We start from the raw sequence: 17,216 nt of genomic DNA on the forward strand, positions 1-17,216 counted from the left end.
GCTCAGCGGGGCGGGGGTGCAGCCTCCGGCCCCACAGCGCGCGCATGCAGCAGCCGGAACAGGAAGTAGAACAGCAGGCTCAGGCAGGCCATGATCGCCATGCCCAGCGCCAGATACAGCCCGCTGCCGAACAGCAGCGGCACTACCACGCCGGCCATGGTGGCAAACACCACCATCTGCGTGAACGATTGCAGCGACGAGGCCAAGCCCTGGTTGTGCGGGAAGAAATCCATCGCCCCCATCGTCACCGCCGGCGTCAGGAAGGATAGGCCGAAGTTGTAGATAAACAGCGGCAGCACCGCCCAGGGAAGGCGCAGCTGGTCGCCCTGCAGCAGGTTGTAGCTCACGTTGAAGATGGCTGCGGTGGCCATGATGCCGAAGGCGGTCTGCACAAAGGTGCGGCGTGACAGCCGGTGCGCCAGCCGGCCGGCGATGGCCGAACCGGTGATCAGGCCGCCCACCAGCGGAATGAACATCCAGCCGAAATCGGTCTCCTCGAGGTGCAGGATGTCCATGATGAAATGCGAGGCCGAGCCGATGTAGAGCGAGAAACCGGCAAAGGCCATGGCCAGCACCAGAATCAGCAGCACGAAACGCGGGTGGCGCAGACAGTTGATGTACTGCGTGGCGATGGCGCCCGGATGGAAAGGCTGGCGTTTTTCCGGCGGCAGGCTCTCGGGCAGATGGCGCCAGACCAGCACCAGCATCAGCAGCCCGAACAGCACCGAGAAGCCGAACACCCAGCGCCAGCCCAGCAGCACCTGCAGCCAGCCGCCCAGAATGGGCGCAATGGCCGGTGCCAGACCGAACACCATGGTCATGTGCGACATCATGCGCTGTGCCTCGGCGCCCTTGAACAGGTCGCGCACGATGGCGCGGCTGACCACGGTACCGCCGCCGGAGCCCAGGCCCTGCAGCACGCGGAAGAACAGCAGCCATTCGATGCTCGGGCTGAGCGCGGCGCCGAGCGAAGCCAGTGTATAGACCGCCAGCGACACCAGAATCACCTTGCGCCGCCCGAAGGCATCGGACAGCGTGCCGTAGAACAGCATCATGCCGGCAAAGGCAAACAGGAACAGGCCCAGCGTCTGCTGGACCATCACTTCATCGGTTTTCAGGTCCTGCCGGATGGCGCTGAACGACGGCAGGTAGGCGTCGATCGCCAGCGGGCCGACCATGGTGAGGGCGGACAGCAGCAGGAGCAGTCGGAAATAGGAAGACATGGCCGGTGAGGATACGGGGATTTGGACGGTCGCGGCGGCCGCACAACGAAAAAAGCCGCCTGTTGTACACAGACGGCATGGTCGGTGGCGTTGCGTGAGGAGGGCGAGGGTCCGTGACCGTTCCGCTCCTCCGTGGCCGGGCTGGTATTACTGCGCCGTCCAACCCCCGTCCATGTTCCACGCCACGCCGCGCACGTTGTTGCCGGCGGGCGAGCAGAAGAACACGGCCAGTGCGCCGAGCTCTTCAGGCGTGGTGAACTGCAGGGAGGGTTCCTTTTCGCGCAGCAGGTTCTTCTGCGCTTCTTCCACGCTGATGTTGCCCTCGAGCGCGCGCGCGTCGATCTGTTTTTGCACCAGCGGCGTCAACACCCAGCCCGGGCAGATGGCGTTGCAGGTGACGCCGGTGGTGGCATTCTCGAGCGCGGTGACCTTGGTCAGGCCGATCACGCCGTGCTTGGCCGCCACGTAGGCGGATTTTTCAACGGATGCCACCAGGCCGTGGATAGACGCCACGTTGATGATGCGGCCCCAGTTGGCTTCGCGCATGGCGGGGATGGCCAGGCGCGTGGCGTGGAAGGCGCTGCTCAGGTTGATGGCCATGATCGCATCCCACTTCTCGACGGGAAAATCCTCCACGCGCGCCACATGCTGGATGCCGGCGTTGTTCACCAGGATATCGACGCGGCCGAATTTCTCGGCGGCAAAGGCCATCATGGCTTCGATCTCGACCGGCTTGCTCATGTCGGCGCCGTGGTAGGCGGTGGCGATGCCGTGGGCGGCACCGGCCTGCTCGACTTCGCGCTGCGGGCCTTCGTGGTCACCAAAGCCGTTCAGCACCACGTTGGCGCCCTGGGCTGCCAGTGCCTTGGCGATTCCCAGACCGATGCCGCTGGTCGATCCGGTGACCAGCGCGGTTTTTCCCTTGAGCATGTAGTTTCTCCTTGCGTCTCTGCGGGGATTATTCAGGTACGATGAATCCGTATGGGGCGCGCCGCCCTGCCAGCCTGTTATCCACGTTGACTTGCGGATGTCCGACCATGACACAGCCCACACTCCAGCACATTGTATGCACCTCCGGTGACCACGCTTTCCGCATGGCCTGGTGGCAGTGGGGCGACCCGAATGCCTCGCACGTGGTGCTGTGCGTGCACGGCCTGACGCGCCAGGGACGCGACTTCGACGTGCTGGCGCGTGCGCTGCTGGCCGATGCCGAGCAGCGCGGCCTGCCGCCGATGCGCATCATCTGTCCGGATGTTCCCGGTCGCGGTCAAAGCGAGTGGCTGCGCAATCCTGCGCTGTATCAGGTGCCAACTTACGTGGGCGCCATGCTGCAGCTGCTGGCGCACTTGCACCAGCAGGCGCCGATCGGACGTCTCGACTGGGTCGGCACCAGCATGGGCGGCCTGATTGCCATGGGCATCCATGCCGTGATGGCCACCGAGGCCTGGCCGCTGCCATCGCCCATCCACAAGCTGGTGTTGAATGACGTGGGCCCGGTGATCGCCTGGGAGTCGATCCAGCGCATCGGCAGCTACGTGATGGATACCGGCCATTTTGCCGACGAGGCCGAGGCGCTGGCGGCGCTGGAATTGCGCTTTGCCAATTTCGGGCCGCATACGCCCGAGCAGTGGGCCGAAATCAACCGCCCCATGCTGCGCCCGCACCACGAAGGCGGCCTGCAACTGCACTACGACCCGCTGCTGGGCCTGGCCTTCCGCCATGTGCCGCGCGAAACCTTTGTGCAGGGCGAGGCGCTGCTGTGGAAGCTGTACGAGGCCATCCGCACGCCCACGCTGCTGCTGCGCGGAGCCGAATCCGATCTGCTGACGGCTCCCGCGGCCAAGGCGATGACCGAGCATGGGCCCAAACCGCGCCTGGTCGAGTTTGCCGGCGTGGGCCATGCGCCTGCGCTGGTGCAGCCGGAGCAGGTGGAGACGATACGGCATTTCCTGCTGGATGCAGACAGCTGATTGAGCATGGCATGGCTGCCGGCAGGCAGCGTGCCAACGAGAATGACGAGAGACCGGCCCGAGAGCCGGCACAGGTTGAACCATGAATCCCGCAAGTGCCCCCGCAGGCAAGCATTCCCCCGATGACGAAGTGGCCGGCATCGTCCAGGCCAGTTCCGACACCCTGCCAACCCAGGCCGACGTGCTGACGCGCGCGCGCCAGTTTGCCGGCCCGCTGCTGGTCAACTGCAGCCTGCCGAGCGGCGAGAACGAGCTGGAGCATGCCGACGGCGTGGCCAAAATCCTGGAGCAGATGGGTGGCGCCGTCTCGCTGCAGGCCGTGCCCTATCTGGTGTATGCGGCCGACCATCTGAGCCGCCCGCAGGAGATGATCGAGCAGGCCTTTGGCGACGAATATGCGCAGCTGGCGCTGCAGGCCACGCGCCTGATGCGGCTGCAGCAGAGCCAACGCGTGCAGCCGGGCAGCAGCGGCCTGGGCAGCCCCGCCGAGCAGGTGGAGGCGGTGCGCAAGATGCTGCTGGCCTTCTCGCGCGACCTGCGCGTGATCCTGCTGCGCCTGGCCTCGCGCCTGCAGACCCTGCGCCACTATGCCGCCACCAAGCTGCCGGTGCCGCATGCGCTGGCCTACGAGGCGCTGCACGTGCTGGCGCCGCTGGCCAACCGGCTGGGCATCTGGCAGATCAAGTGGGAAATGGAAGACTTGGCGTTCCGCTTTCTGGAGCCGGACACCTACCGTTCCGTAGCGCGCCTGCTCGACGAAAAGCGCACCGAGCGCGAGCAGCGCGCCGAGGAATTGCGCCGGCAGGTGCGCGAGGGGCTGGCCGCGCAGGGCATCACGGCCAGCGTGCAGGCGCGGCCCAAGCACATCTTCAGCATCGTCAAGAAGATGCGTGGCAAGGGGCTGGATTTCGAGCAGATCTACGACCGCATGGCGCTGCGCGTGATCGTGCCCGAGGTGAAGGACTGCTATGCGGCGCTGAGCTGGGTGCACAGCCAGCACGAGCCCATCCCCTCGGAGTTTGACGACTACATCGCCAAGCCCAAGGCCAACGGCTACCAGTCGCTGCATACGGTGATCCGGCAGCTGGGAGAGGACGGGCGGGTGCGCCCAGTCGAGATCCAGATCCGCACGCAGGACATGCACGATCACGCCGAGAGCGGGGTGGCGGCGCACTGGGCCTACAAGGAGGCCGGGGCCAAGGGCTATGCCGGCCACAGCGCCAACAGCGCCTATGACGCGAAGATTGCGGTACTGCGCCAGCTGCTGGCCTGGGAGCGCGAGTTTGCCGCGGGGGGCGAGCAGGCGCCCGAGCCCGAGCAGCCGAATGTGGTGCTGGACGACAAGATCTATGTGCTGACGCCGGAAGCGGCCATCGTCGAACTGCCACAGGGCGCCACGCCGGTGGACTTTGCCTACAGCGTGCACACCACCCTGGGCCACCGTTGCCGCGGCGCCAAGGTGGACGGGGCCATGGTGCCGCTGAACACGCCGCTGCGCAACGGGCAGACCGTGTCGATCACGGCGGCCAAGGAGGGTGGCCCCTCACGCGACTGGCTGAACGTGGAACAGGGCTATCTGGTGAGCAACCGCGCCCGTGCCAAGGTGCGCGCCTGGTTCAATGCACTGGCCTTGCAGGACGCGATTGCCCGCGGTCGCGATGCGGTGGAGAAGCTGCTGCAGCGCGAAGGCAAGACGGCGGTCAAGCTCGATGATCTGGCCGGGCAGCTCGGGTTTTCGGATGCGGATGCGCTGTTCGAGGTGGTGGGCAAGGACGAATTTTCGCTGCGCAACATCGAGGCGGTGCTCAAGCCGCAGGCACCGCAGCTGTCGCAGGATGAGATCCTGCTGCAGAAGCAGGCGGCCAAGGGCGACCGCAAGTCGCACCGGCCGGCACCCAAGGGGGGGGTGCTGGTGGTGGGCATGGGCTCGTTGATGACGCAACTGGCCAAGTGCTGCAAGCCGGCACCGCCGGATGCCATCGGTGGCTTCGTCACGCGCGGCAAGGGCGTAAGCGTGCATCGGGCCGACTGTCCCAACTACCGCAGCATGGTGCGCGACAATCCCGAGCGCGCCATCGAGGTGCAGTGGCAGGGGCTGGAGGGCGGGACTGCCGCCTACCCGGTCGACATTCTGGTGCAGGCGACGGACCGCGCCGGCCTGTTGCGCGACATCAGCGAACTGTTTGCGCGCGAGAAGATGCCGGTGGTGGGCCTGCACAGCGATGCCGGCAAGGAAATCAGCCACATGATGCTGACCGTGCAGGTGAGCGACACGCACCGGCTCAACAAGGTGCTCGGCGAGCTGTCGGTGATGGACGGCATTCTGGGGACGCGGCGGCGCTGAGGGTGTTCAGCGTTTCGGGTTGAGAAAGCCGCGCATCCAGCGCGTCAGGCGTGGCGCGACCAGCCAAGTCATGGTGGCCACGATCAGGCCGGTGATCAGCGCGGTGCGCAGCAGGAAGGGCCAGTGCGCGACCAGCGGCGCCACGAACCAGAGGAAGAAGGCCGCCGTCGGGAAAATGCCGAGCCAGGTGACGAAGGCCATGCGTGAGCGGGGCGGGTGCATGGTGGCGGGCACCACGGCGGGAGCGAACCAGGCTTCCAGGCCGGTCAGGACGCGGTACTCGGGTTCGTCTTCGGCCACGGCGCGCATGCGGGCGTGGATGTCGGCGCGTTTGGGGGAGGCGTTCCAGGCCTGCAGTGCCGCTTCGGAGTCGAATTGCGAAATCACATGGTAGAGCCCGCCGGCCTGCTCGGGTGGCACCAGCTGCCCGTGGCGGAAGCCCGGTGTCTGGCGCATCTGCTCGAACATCTCGCGCACCAGCGCCTCGTAGGCGGCCTCCTGTCCTGCGCGGGCGCGGCGGCTGGCGATTCGGGTGACTGCAGCTGCAGGGGCGGCGGGCTGGGTATTCATCGTGTTTTCCTCCGTGGGTGGCGTCTGGCGGCGCTTCGTATGCTGTTGCTGATTCTGCATGCGGCCGACGGGGTGGTCGGGGAGGATGGTGCAGAAATCCGACGAAAAGTGTCGCGGTCTTGAAAACCGTGAAAAACGCGTGCTATACTCTCGCTTCTGAATTACAGGCGCGTAGCTCAGCTGGTTAGAGCACCACCTTGACATGGTGGGGGTCGGAGGTTCGAGTCCTCTCGCGCCTACCAACTTTTTGTTGGTAGATCAAATACTTGGAAGCACCTAGGCTGACGGCTAAGGTGCTTTTTTCTTGCCTGAATGGTCGGCCCGTGCGAGCTCAGATGCCCGCTTCGTGGGCGTGATCCACCCGCTGCAGGGCAGCGGCGCCGGCCTTCAGTGCCTCTTCGTAGCTGGGGTACACGGGGCCCTGGCTGTGGGCCTCCAGGCCGCACATGTTGCCGACCATGGGATTGTCCTTCCAGATCCAGTAGATCCAGCCTTCGGAGTCTTCGTGATAGGCGACGGATAGCAGGTGCATAGGATTCCTTTCCTGATGAGAGGGGAGCGGTCAGGCTAGCAATGCATGCCTGTGGGAGCAAGGCAAGACGTAACCTGACGTTGGTGCCATCCAGGAAAGACCTGCAACTGGAAACGTTTGCTCAAGGCTAAAGGCAGACTTCTTCGAGCCCGTAGGCATCGGTGGGAATGCCGGTTGAAAGGGCGCGCGCGTTTCCTGAACAACAACTCAGCGAGCGAAAACGGGGGTGGTGCTTGCACAGGTCTGGTGCAGGTAGTCGGCGCTCTGTTCCTGCAACGTCCATTTTCCCCAAGGGTTCAGCAACGGCACGCCAGTAGCTTCAAAGTCAGCGGCGTTGCGCGTCACGACAGTGAGTCCATGTACCAAAGCGGTGGCGGCGATCATGGCGTCCCGTTCGGAACGGGGATCAGGCACATGCAACCGGGCACACTGTCGGGCAGTGGCAAGATCAAAGGACAGGATGCGCTGGGAGAAAGCAGGTAACACATGCTGCTCCAGCCACTGTCTGAGTATGGCGCCCTGCATGGCGTCGCGCCTTTCCATCCGGAGGATGCCGATTTCCAGCTCCATGACAGTAGTGGTAGCTATGAAACAGTGGCTTGGATCGACTTGAGCCTGCCAAGCGACAACGCGTGGATCGGCACGCCCGTGCATGGCCTTGCGCAGTTCGGAAACCACATTGGTATCGAGCAAATACATGGGCAGTGGACTGTCAGTCGAAATCGGGGATGCGAAGGCCAATATTCAGCCGTGGCGGGTCAAACGGAATATCGGCGGCGCCAGGCATGGCGAGAGCTTCGGCCAGTGTGCGTGGAGCGGTGGTAAGCCGACGGTATTCCTCAATGTTTAACAGCACATGCGCTGGCTTGCCTCTGTCGGTGATGATGACCGGGCCTTCCAGGGCAGCGCGCTTGGCGCGGCTGAGATCCTGGTTGAATTCGCGGCTGGTGAGAGTGGTCACGGTCATGAGTCCCTCCTGATGTCCGTGGATGAATGTAGTCATGTTACTACATTGTTGGATTGGCGACAAGGAAGTCATGCGCTTGTGACGCGCTCCGGCAATACGGATGGCGGGTTGTCGCAGGAAGGTTGACAGCATGCGCCGATTGACCGGCTCACGAATGGCAACAATCAGGTCGCCACCGCATACGGCGCAAACCGGCTGTCGTTTTCATTCACATCCAGCGGCCGCCCGGTGAAGGGGAATGCGCGCTGCGGGCAGGCGGCGCGTTCGCACACCTTGCAGCCCATGCCGATCGGGGTGGCGACGTCGGGGTCTTTCAGGTCCAGCCCTTTGGCATAGACGAGGCGGCCGGCGTGGCGCACGTCGCAGCCGAGGCCGATGGAGAAGGTCTTGCTGGGAGCGCCGAAGCCGCCTTCGCTGTGGGTGACGGTGCGGGCAATCCAGAGGTAGGTGCGGCCGTCGGGCATGCGGGCAAGTTGGCGCTGTATCTCGCCCGGCTTGGCAAAGGCTTCGTACACGTTCCACAGCGGGCAGGTGCCGCCGGTTTTGGAGAAGTGGAAGTGCGTGGCGGACTGGCGCTTGGAGATGTTGCCGGCACGGTCCACGCGGATGAAGAAGAAGGGCACGCCCGGCATCTGCGGACGCTGCAGTGTGGACAGGCGGTGGCACACGGTTTCGAAGCCCACGCCGAAGCGCTGCGCCAGCAGGTCGATGTCGTAGCGCAGGGCTTCGGCACTCTGCAGGAACAGGCGGTAGGGCAGCAGCAGCGCGCCCGCCAGGTAGTTGGCCAGGCCCAGGCGCAGCAGCAGGGATGCATCGTGGTCCAGCGCGGCGGCGCAGACGATGGTGTCGATGTCGGCGGTGTGTTCCAGCAGGGCGAGCTGGGTGGCCAGCTGGAAGGCGCGCTGCGCCGGGGCGAGCTGGCCAGAGAGCTGCAGCACATGTGCCTGCGCATCGAAGTGGCGCAGCGAGCCTTGCGTGGCGGCGCTGGTGAGCGTGACATGCACGCCATGCCGCTCGCGCAGACGGGTGGCAAGCCAGTCGGCCAGGGCGCCGCCATGGGCACGGGCTTCGTCGGCCAGGGTTTCGGCGGCGATATCCAGTGTGTGGAAGTAGTTGCGGTGCGTGAAGAACACGTCGCGCACCGCTTCGTAGGGCATGGGGCGGGTGGCCGGGGAGGGGCCGCGCACGTCGCCCAGGCCGGCGGCGAGTGCCTCTTGCCGCTGCAGGTCTTCCAGGTGGCGGCGCTGTAGGGCGAGCAGGATGCGGCCGATTTTCGGCAGCTTGGCGGCGACTTCGCGCAGCTCGGCCTGGTCGACGGTTTCGCCAGCGGGGTTTTCGGCCAGGGCATCCTGCAGCTGGGCGACGAAGCGCGCCTCTTCATCCTCGGAGAACTGCTGGATGTCCACATCGAGCACGCGGTGGATCTTGAGCAGCACGGAGGCGGTGAGCGGGCGCTGGTCCTGCTCGAGCTGGTTGAGGTAGCTGGGCGACAGGCCGAGCGCCTGTGCCATGGCGACCTGCGTCATGCCGCGTTCGGCGCGCAGGCTGCGCAGGCGCACGCCCATGAAAGTCTTTCGCATCGGGGTTCCTTGCAAGCGGATTCGCAAAATTTGCAAAACAGGCGAATTTATTGGCAACCATTCGCCAATTCAGGGCTTATTTTGCAGCAGAGGATTGCGTACATTGCGAATTATGCGACATCCCCAAGCCACTACCGAAATGACCGAAATCGTGTTCCCCGAGCACGCCAACCACTACGGCACGCTGTTCGGCGGCAATGCCCTGCAGATGCTGGCCAAGGCGGCCTTCGTCGCGGCACGGCAATGCGCGCAGGCCAATGTCGTGATGGCGGCGGTAAGCGGCGTGGAGTTCCTGGCGCCCGTGCCGCAGGGCAGCGTGCTGCATCTGCGTGCCTGGGTCAGCCGCATGGGGCGCAGTTCGCTCACCGTGTGCGTGCATGGCGTGATCAGCCGGCCCGCCCTGGCTGAGGAACTGGCGCTCAAGGGGGTGTTCGAGATGGTGGCGGTGGACGGCAAGGGTCGTCCGCAGCCCATGGCAACGCGTTACATCAATCAGGAGACAACATGAGAACTGACGCAACGATCGCCGCACCGGCAACGGTGGCTGCGCCCAAGGCCAAGAAATCCGTGGCGCTGTCGGGAGTGGCGGCCGGCAATACGGCGCTGTGCACGGTCGGCCGCAGCGGCAACGATCTGCACTATCGCGGCTACGACATTCTGGACATGGCCGAGGTGTGCGAGTTCGAGGAGGTCGCGCATCTGCTGGTGCATGGCAAGCTGCCGACGCGGGCCGAACTGAAGGCCTACAAGGCCAAGCTCAAGGCCATGCGCGGGCTGCCGGCCAGCGTGAAGGAGGCACTGGAAAAGCTGCCGGCAAGTGCGCATCCGATGGATGTGATGCGCACCGGCGTGTCGGCGCTGGGCTGCGTGCTGCCGGAGAAGGATGACCACAATATTCCCGGCGCCCGCGATATTGCCGACCGCCTGATGGCATCGCTCGGCTCCATGCTGCTGTACTGGTACCACTGGAGCACGCAGGGCAAGCGCATCGAGGTGGAGACGGATGACGACTCCATTGGCGGCCACTTCCTGCATCTGCTGCATGGCGAAGCTCCGCCGGAAAGCTGGGTGCGTGCCATGCACACCTCGCTCAACCTGTACGCCGAGCACGAGTTCAACGCCAGCACCTTCACGGCACGCGTGATTGCCGGTACCGGCAGCGACATGTACTCGTCGATTGCCGGCGCCATTGGTGCGCTGCGCGGTCCGAAGCATGGCGGCGCCAACGAGGTGGCGTTCGAGATCCAGAAGCGCTACGACAATCCGGATCAGGCCGAGGCCGATATCCGCGCCCGCGTGGAGCGCAAGGAAGTGGTGATCGGTTTTGGTCACCCGGTCTACACCCTCAGCGATCCACGCAATGTGGTGATCAAGGGCGTGGCCAGGGCGCTGTCGGAAGAGGCCGGCTCGACCAAGATGTATGACATTGCCGAGCGCCTGGAGTCGGTGATGTGGGAAGTCAAGAAGATGTTTCCCAACCTGGACTGGTTCAGCGCGGTGAGCTACCACATGATGGGCGTGCCCACCGCCATGTTCACGCCGCTGTTCGTGATCGCGCGCACCAGCGGCTGGGCGGCGCACGTGATCGAGCAGCGCGTGGACAACAAGATCATCCGCCCCAGTGCCAACTACACGGGCCCGGAAGACCAGCGCTTTGTGCCGATCGAGGCGCGGGGCTGAGGTTCTTGCCGAACCCTGTCGCGTAGTTTTGTTTTGATCCACCGGCAAGGCGCTGTGTGCAGGCCTTGCCCGGTATGCTGCCTGCTTCTGCTGCCGGCCTCGCCCAGGCTGGTGGATGGCGCAAGGCGGCGAACCTGCATCCTCCCATGAATACTGAATACAAAAAACCCCTTCCCGGTACGGCGCTGAGCTACTTTGATGCGCGTGCCGCCGTGGAGCAATTGCAGCCTGGCGCCTGGGACACTCTGCCGTACACCGCACGCGTGCATGCGGAAAACATCGTGCGCAAGGCGGATCCGGCCATCGTGGACGACAGCCTGCGCCAGCTGATCGAGCGCCGCCGCGACCGGGATTTTCCGTGGTACCCGGTGCGCGTGGTGTGTCACGACATTCTGGGCCAGACCGCGCTGGTGGATTTGGCCGGTCTGCGCGATGCCATTGCCAAGGAGGGAGGCGATCCGGCCGCCGTCAACCCGGTGGTGCCGGTGCAGCTGATCGTGGACCATTCGCTGGCGGTGGAGTGTGGCGGCCATGTGCCGGACGCATTCGCCAAAAACCGCGCCATCGAGGATCGCCGCAACGAAGACCGCTTTCACTTCATTGATTGGACGAAAAAGGCATTTGCCAATGTCGATGTGATCCCGGCCGGGAACGGTATCATGCACCAGATCAATCTGGAAAAGATGTCGCCCGTGGTGTATGTGCAGGACGGGGTGGCTTTTCCCGATACCTGCGTCGGTACCGACAGCCACACGCCGCACGTGGACGCGCTGGGCGTGATTGCAGTGGGCGTGGGCGGACTGGAGGCCGAGAACGTGATGCTGGGCCGCGCTTCCTGGATGCGCCTGCCCGATATCGTCGGCGTGGAGCTGACCGGCCGCCGCCAGCCGGGCATTACCGCGACCGATGTGGTGCTGGCGCTGACCGAATTCCTGCGCCAGGAAAAAGTGGTGGGTGCCTACCTCGAATTCTACGGCGAGGGTGCGCGCAGTCTGACGATTGGCGACCGCGCCACCATTTCCAATATGTGCCCCGAATACGGTGCCACCGCTGCGCTGTTTGCCATCGACGAACAGACGCTGGACTATCTGCGCCTGACCGGCCGCGAGCCCGAGCAGGTGCAGCTGGTGGAAACGTATGCGCGCCAGGCCGGCTTCTGGGCCGATACGCTGGCCAATGTGCAATACGAACGCGTACTGCGCTTCGATCTCTCCACCGTGGTGCGCAACATGGCCGGCCCGAGCAACCCGCACCGCCGCCTGCCGACCAGCGAACTGGTCAAGCGCGGCATTGCCGGGCCGATCAAGCTGGAGATGGCGCGGGCCGAAGAGGCCGAAGGCCTGCTGCCGGATGGCGCGGTCATCATTGCCGCGATTACCAGCTGTACCAATACCAGCAACCCGCGCAACGTGATTGCGGCGGCGCTGCTGGCACGCAATGCACATCGCCTCGGCCTGACGCGCAAGCCCTGGGTCAAGACCTCCCTCGCACCGGGTTCCAAAGCGGTCGAGCTATATCTGCAGGAAGCAGACCTGCTGGGGGACCTGGAGGCACTGGGCTTCGGCATTGTCGCGTTTGCCTGTACCACCTGCAATGGCATGAGCGGTGCGCTGGATCCCGAGATTCAGCAGGAAATCATCGATCGCGACCTCTACGCCACGGCGGTGCTGTCGGGCAACCGCAACTTTGATGGCCGCATCCATCCTTATGCCAGGCAGGCATTCCTGGCATCGCCGCCGCTGGTGGTGGCCTACGCAATTGCCGGCACCGTGCGCTTCGATATCGAGAACGACGTACTGGGTAGCGTGGATGGCAAGGACATTCGCCTGAAGGACATCTGGCCCAGCGATGCGGAGATCGACGCCGTGGTGGCGCAGGCCGTCAAGCCGGAGCAGTACCGCAAGGTCTATGAGCCGATGTTCGCCCTGCGCCAGGACGATGGTGAAACCGTGTCCCCGCAGTATGACTGGCGCCCACAATCGACCTACATCCGCCGCCCGCCCTACTGGGATGCGGAGGGCGTGGGCGCGCTGGCGGCCTACCCGCGCACGCTGGCCGGCATGCGCGCCCTGGCCGTGTTGCCGGACAACATCACTACCGACCATCTGTCGCCCTCCAACGCCATTCTGGCCGATTCGGCGGCGGGCCAATACCTGGCGAATATGGGTCTGCCCGAAGAGGACTTCAACAGCTACGCCACGCACCGCGGCGATCACCTGACCGCCATGCGCGCCACTTTTGCCAACCCGACGCTCAAGAACGAGATGGTGCGCAATGCCGATGGCAGCGTGCGTGCCGGTTCGCTGGCGCGTATCGAGCCGGAAGGGCGGGTGGTGCGCATGTGGGAGGCGATCGAGACCTATCTGAACCGCCGCCAGCCGCTGATCATTGTTGCAGGGGCCGATTACGGCCAGGGCTCCAGCCGTGACTGGGCCGCCAAGGGCGTGCGTCTGGCCGGAGTGGAAGTGGTGGTGGCCGAAGGCTTCGAGCGCATCCATCGCACCAACCTGATCGGCATGGGCGTGCTGCCGCTGGAATTCCAGCCCGGCACCACGCGCCTGACGCTGAAGCTGGACGGCAGCGAGCAGTACGATGTGCTGGGCGAGCGCACGCCGCGCGCTACGCTGACGCTGCGCATCACGCGCCGCAACGGCGATGTGCTGGAGGTGCCGGTCATCTGCCGTCTGGATACGGCCGAGGAAGTGTCGGTGTACGAGGCGGGCGGCGTGCTGCAGCGCTTTGCGCAGGACTTTCTTGCGCAGCAACAGGAGGCTTGAGATGGCATTCGCACCCCAGATCCGCATTCCCGGCACCTATATGCGCGGCGGTACCAGCAAGGGCGTATTCTTTCGCCTGCAGGACCTGCCGGCTGCTGCGCAGCAGCCCGGCGCGGCGCGTGACAAGCTGCTGCTGCGCGTGATCGGCAGTCCCGATCCGTACGGCAAGCAGATCGACGGCATGGGAGGCGCCACTTCGTCCACCTCCAAGACCGTGATTGTCAGCCGCAGCAGTCGTGCCGACCATGATGTGGACTATCTGTTCGGCCAGGTGGCGATCGACCAGCCCTTTGTGGACTGGAGCGGCAACTGCGGCAATCTCTCCGCAGCAGTCGGGCCATTTGCCATTGCCAACGGACTGCTGGATGCGCAGCGGGTGCCGATGGACGGTATCTGCACGGTGCGCATCTGGCAGGCCAATATCGGCAAGACCATCGTCGCGCAGGTGCCCATGGCCAGCGGCCAGGTGCAGGAAACCGGCGATTTCGAGCTGGACGGCGTGACCTTTCCGGCGGCGGAGGTACGGCTGGAATTCGTCGATCCGGCCGAGGAGGGCGAGGGCGCCGCCATGTTCCCCACCGGCCATCTGGTCGATACGCTGGACGTGCCCGATATCGGCAGCCTGCCGGCCACGCTGATCAACGCCGGCATTCCGACCGTATTCGTGAATGCGGCGGATATCGGCTACACCGGTACCGAGCTGCAGGAAGCCATCAATGGCGATGCGCAGGCGCTGGCCCGATTCGAGGCCATTCGTGCCGCGGGCGCGCTGCGCATGGGGCTGATCCGCAGCGTGGACGAAGCCGCGCAGCGCCAGCACACGCCCAAGGTGGCCTTTGTGGCTCCGCCGGCGGAGTACACCGCATCCAGCGGCAAGCCGGTGCAGGCGGGCGAGATCGACCTGCTGGTGCGGGCGCTGTCCATGGGCAAGCTGCACCACGCGATGATGGGCACGGCTGCCGTGGCCATTGGCACCGCCGCAGCGATCCCCGGCACGCTGGTCAACCAGGCCGCGGGTGGCGGCACGCGCCAGGCAGTGCGCTTTGGCCATCCTTCCGGCACGCTGCGCGTGGGCGCAGAAGCCATCGAGGAGCAAGGGCAGTGGCGCGTGTCCAAGGCGCTGATGAGCCGCAGTGCCCGCGTGTTGATGGAAGGCATGGTGTATGTGCCGGCCGACAGTTTTTAAGTCGAAGAAAAGAATCAGGAGAACAGCCCTATGACCCCCCGTCAGCAACTCAAGGCCCTGGCCGAAGCGCGCCGTGGCGTGCTTGTGCCCGGCGCATTCAACGCCCTTTCTGCCAAGGTGATCGAGGATCTGGGCTTCGAGGCCATCTACATCACCGGCGCCGGCGTGACCAACATGTGGTTTGCCATGCCCGATCAGGGGTTCATGGGCCTGCATGAAATCGCCGACCATACCGCGCGCATTCGCGATGCCGTCAACCTGCCGTTGATCGTCGATGCCGATACCGGTTTTGGCAATGCGTTGAATGTGTACCACACGGTGCGCACGCTGGAACGGGCCGGTGCCGACTGCATCCAGCTGGAAGACCAGGTGGCACCCAAGCGCTGCGGCCATTTTTCCGGCAAGGAGGAGATCTCCACCGAAGAGGCCGTGAGCAAGATCAAGGCCGCTGCCGATGCGCGCCGCGACAGTGATCTGCTCATCATGGCGCGTACCGATGCGGCGGCCGTGCATGGCTTCGAAGCGGCCGTGGAGCGGGCGCAGCGCTTTGCCGAAGCCGGTGCCGACATCCTGTTCGTCGAAGCCGTGACCACGGCCGACGAGATTCGCGCGCTGCCGCAGCGCCTGGACAAGCCCCAGCTGATGAACATGGTGATCGGCGGCAAGACGCCGATCTTCAACGCCACCGAGCTGGGCGAGCTCGGCTATGGCCTGGTGCTGTATGCCAACGCCGCGCTGCAGGGTGCTGTGGCCGGCATGCAGAAGGCGCTTGTGGTGCTGCGCGACGAGAAGGAAGTGCAGGAGTCCAGCGGCCTGGTGGCGCCGTTTGCCGAGCGTCAGCGCCTGGTGGGCAAGCCGGAATGGGACGCCCTGGAACAGCGCTACCGCTGAGGCCGGGAGGGAGGCGGTAGCGTGTTGCAAGTGCCGGAAACCCTGCGGCTGGATGGCGCGGCGCGTGGCATGCTGCCACCCGCTCGGGCCCTGTGCGATCGCCTGGTGGACGACCTGCGCCAGCGCGTGCTCCGCCACGAGTTTGCGCCCGGCCAGGCCATGGATGAACGCTCGCTGGTGGAGGAGTACGGCATCAGCCGCACACCGGTGCGCGAAGCGCTGAAGCGTCTGCAGTACGAGGGCCTGCTGGTTGCGCGGCCGCATTACGGCATGCATGTGGCGGTGATCAGCGCCGAGGAACGACGCGAGGCGGAGCGGCTGTATCGCCTGTTGCATACGCAGGCACGGCGTACCCCGCCTGCGCAACGGGAGGCTTCCCTGTTGGGACATATGCTGGCCCTGGCGGAGGGACGTCTGCGCCTGGCCTACGGCCCCGCCTTCGAGCAGCGCATGGCGGCTAAAGCAGGCGCACGCCAGCGAGCTGCATGAAACAGGTCTCGCGCGTGGTGTGTACGAAATCCGGCAGCCAGGCCTGTCCGGCCAGATCGGCGCGGCAGGCGAGGAACAGCTGGCCCGTCAGTCCTTGCGCGCCGATGGGACGTGCGGTGACGTAGCCGCGATCCAAGTAGGACTGCACGGCCCAGCGCGGCAGGGCTGCAATGCCGCGGCCGCTTGCCACCAGTTGCAGCATGGCGGCGGTCAGTTCGGTGGTGCGCCGCTGCGCCGGCTGGATGCCGGCCGGCAGCAGCACCTGTCGCATCAGGTCCAGCATGTCATCGGGCACCGGATAGGAGATCAGTGTCTGGTCGGCAAAGTCTTCAGCCTGCAGAAAGGGCCTGGCTGCCAGTGGATGGGTGTTGGCCAGCAGCGCGACGATGTCATAGGAAAACAGCGGGTGGAACTGCACGCCGCTGTCGGCATCCTGCGCATCCATCTCCGACACCACGGCCACTTCGGCGCGCTCCTGCAGCAGCAGCGCCACCGGGTCGGGATGAAAGCCCGAGACGATATCCAGTTCCACTTCGGGCCAGGCGGTGCGGAAGGCGTCCATCACCGGCATCAGCCAGTCGAAGCAGGTATGGCATTCGACCACGATGCGCAACTGCCCGGCACCGCCGCACACCAGGCGCGCCACATCGCGCTCGGCGGCGTCGATTTGCGGCAGCACGGCATCCGCCAGTTGCAGCAGGCGCTGCCCGGTAGCGGAAAAGCGCGGCGGCACCGATTTGCGCTCGAACAGCGGTGTGCCATAGCGGTCTTCCAGCAGCTTGATCTGGTGCGACAGGGCTGACTGGGTCAGGTGCAGCCACTGGGCGGCGCGCACCAGGCTGCCCGCATCCCGCAGGGCGGACAGGGTGCGCAGGTGACGAATCTCGAGCGGGGACTGGATCATGAGAATGACTAATAGTGAGGGGCAAAAAGTTTCGTTTGATTCATTTATTAATAAAACTCATCATAGCGCATCTGATTTTGAAATTTGTGCATACAAGGAGTGA

At 65.1% G+C, this 17,216-nt stretch carries 16 protein-coding genes and 1 tRNA gene; 9 read left to right on the forward strand and 8 right to left on the reverse strand.

Going from position 1 to position 17,216, the window contains the following annotated elements; genetic code table 11:
* Positions 1–2 precede the first annotated feature (2 nt).
* Together ACX36O_RS02550 and ACX36O_RS02555 are read right to left on the reverse strand one after the other, a co-directional pair.
* Complete coding sequence (locus tag ACX36O_RS02550) at positions 3–1,223, reverse strand: multidrug effflux MFS transporter (RefSeq protein WP_371687174.1); 1,221 nt, start codon at positions 1,221–1,223, stop codon at positions 3–5.
* Positions 1,224–1,370: 147 nt separating this feature from the next.
* Complete coding sequence (locus ACX36O_RS02555; protein WP_371687172.1) at positions 1,371–2,153, reverse strand: 3-hydroxybutyrate dehydrogenase; 783 nt, start codon at positions 2,151–2,153, stop codon at positions 1,371–1,373.
* A gap of 107 nt (positions 2,154–2,260) precedes the next feature.
* Between ACX36O_RS02555 and ACX36O_RS02560 the strand changes: the two genes are divergently transcribed.
* On the forward strand, positions 2,261–3,193 hold the full coding sequence (locus ACX36O_RS02560) for an alpha/beta fold hydrolase (RefSeq protein ID WP_488360007.1): 933 nt from the start codon (positions 2,261–2,263) through the stop codon (positions 3,191–3,193).
* 82 nt (positions 3,194–3,275) lie between these two features.
* Positions 3,276–5,537: a RelA/SpoT family protein gene (locus ACX36O_RS02565; RefSeq protein ID WP_371687170.1), complete on the forward strand. Its 2,262-nt coding sequence runs from the start codon at positions 3,276–3,278 to the stop codon at positions 5,535–5,537.
* 6 nt (positions 5,538–5,543) lie between these two features.
* Here the strand turns inward: ACX36O_RS02565 and ACX36O_RS02570 are convergent, their stop codons facing one another.
* Positions 5,544–6,107, reverse strand: a complete 564-nt coding sequence (locus tag ACX36O_RS02570) for an antibiotic biosynthesis monooxygenase (RefSeq protein WP_371687169.1) — start codon at positions 6,105–6,107, stop codon at positions 5,544–5,546.
* A 165-nt stretch (positions 6,108–6,272) separates the two neighbouring features.
* Here ACX36O_RS02570 and ACX36O_RS02575 point away from each other — a divergent pair.
* Positions 6,273–6,349 (forward strand) — tRNA-Val (locus ACX36O_RS02575).
* 89 nt (positions 6,350–6,438) lie between these two features.
* Here the strand turns inward: ACX36O_RS02575 and ACX36O_RS02580 are convergent.
* From ACX36O_RS02580 to ACX36O_RS02595, 4 genes are all read right to left on the reverse strand, one after another.
* Positions 6,439–6,639 (reverse strand): hypothetical protein, encoded by a 201-nt coding sequence (locus ACX36O_RS02580; RefSeq protein WP_213358886.1) that lies wholly within the window; start codon positions 6,637–6,639, stop codon positions 6,439–6,441.
* A 207-nt stretch (positions 6,640–6,846) separates the two neighbouring features.
* Positions 6,847–7,338, reverse strand: a complete 492-nt coding sequence (locus ACX36O_RS02585; RefSeq protein WP_213358888.1) for a type II toxin-antitoxin system VapC family toxin — start codon at positions 7,336–7,338, stop codon at positions 6,847–6,849.
* A 13-nt stretch (positions 7,339–7,351) separates the two neighbouring features.
* On the reverse strand, positions 7,352–7,606 hold the full coding sequence (locus tag ACX36O_RS02590; RefSeq protein WP_213358890.1) for a type II toxin-antitoxin system Phd/YefM family antitoxin: 255 nt from the start codon (positions 7,604–7,606) through the stop codon (positions 7,352–7,354).
* Positions 7,607–7,770: 164 nt separating this feature from the next.
* Positions 7,771–9,186 carry a short-chain fatty acyl-CoA regulator family protein gene (locus tag ACX36O_RS02595; RefSeq protein ID WP_213358892.1) on the reverse strand — a complete coding sequence of 472 codons (1,416 nt, stop codon included), beginning with the start codon at positions 9,184–9,186 and terminating at the stop codon, positions 7,771–7,773.
* Between the two features lie 112 nt (positions 9,187–9,298).
* Between ACX36O_RS02595 and ACX36O_RS02600 the strand changes: the two genes are divergently transcribed.
* The 6 genes from ACX36O_RS02600 to ACX36O_RS02625 all read left to right on the forward strand — a co-directional run bounded on the left by ACX36O_RS02600 (position 9,299) and on the right by ACX36O_RS02625 (position 16,209).
* Positions 9,299–9,694 (forward strand): acyl-CoA thioesterase, encoded by a 396-nt coding sequence (locus ACX36O_RS02600; RefSeq protein WP_250130952.1) that lies wholly within the window; start codon positions 9,299–9,301, stop codon positions 9,692–9,694.
* The gene (prpC, locus tag ACX36O_RS02605) at positions 9,691–10,866 is read left to right on the forward strand and encodes a bifunctional 2-methylcitrate synthase/citrate synthase (protein ID WP_213358895.1); all 1,176 of its coding nucleotides are present in this window, start codon (positions 9,691–9,693) and stop codon (positions 10,864–10,866) included. The genes ACX36O_RS02600 and prpC overlap by 4 nt, the downstream gene beginning before the upstream one ends.
* A gap of 146 nt (positions 10,867–11,012) precedes the next feature.
* Positions 11,013–13,643, forward strand: a complete 2,631-nt coding sequence (gene acnD, locus ACX36O_RS02610; protein WP_213358897.1) for a Fe/S-dependent 2-methylisocitrate dehydratase AcnD — start codon at positions 11,013–11,015, stop codon at positions 13,641–13,643.
* Position 13,644: 1 nt separating this feature from the next.
* Positions 13,645–14,829 (forward strand): 2-methylaconitate cis-trans isomerase PrpF, encoded by a 1,185-nt coding sequence (prpF, locus tag ACX36O_RS02615; RefSeq protein ID WP_213358901.1) that lies wholly within the window; start codon positions 13,645–13,647, stop codon positions 14,827–14,829.
* Positions 14,830–14,859: 30 nt separating this feature from the next.
* Positions 14,860–15,720, forward strand: a complete 861-nt coding sequence (locus tag ACX36O_RS02620; RefSeq protein ID WP_488360008.1) for an isocitrate lyase/PEP mutase family protein — start codon at positions 14,860–14,862, stop codon at positions 15,718–15,720.
* A 21-nt stretch (positions 15,721–15,741) separates the two neighbouring features.
* A complete protein-coding gene (locus ACX36O_RS02625) occupies positions 15,742–16,209 on the forward strand; it encodes a GntR family transcriptional regulator (protein WP_213358911.1) in 468 nt (155 codons plus the stop codon).
* Here the strand turns inward: ACX36O_RS02625 and ACX36O_RS02630 are convergent.
* Entirely contained in the window at positions 16,178–17,113 is a 936-nt protein-coding gene (locus tag ACX36O_RS02630) for a LysR family transcriptional regulator (protein ID WP_213358913.1), read from the reverse strand. The two genes, ACX36O_RS02625 and ACX36O_RS02630, sit on opposite strands and share 32 nt — an antisense overlap.
* Positions 17,114–17,216 lie beyond the last annotated feature (103 nt).

The organism is Brachymonas sp. KE5 (genome assembly GCF_057773645.1).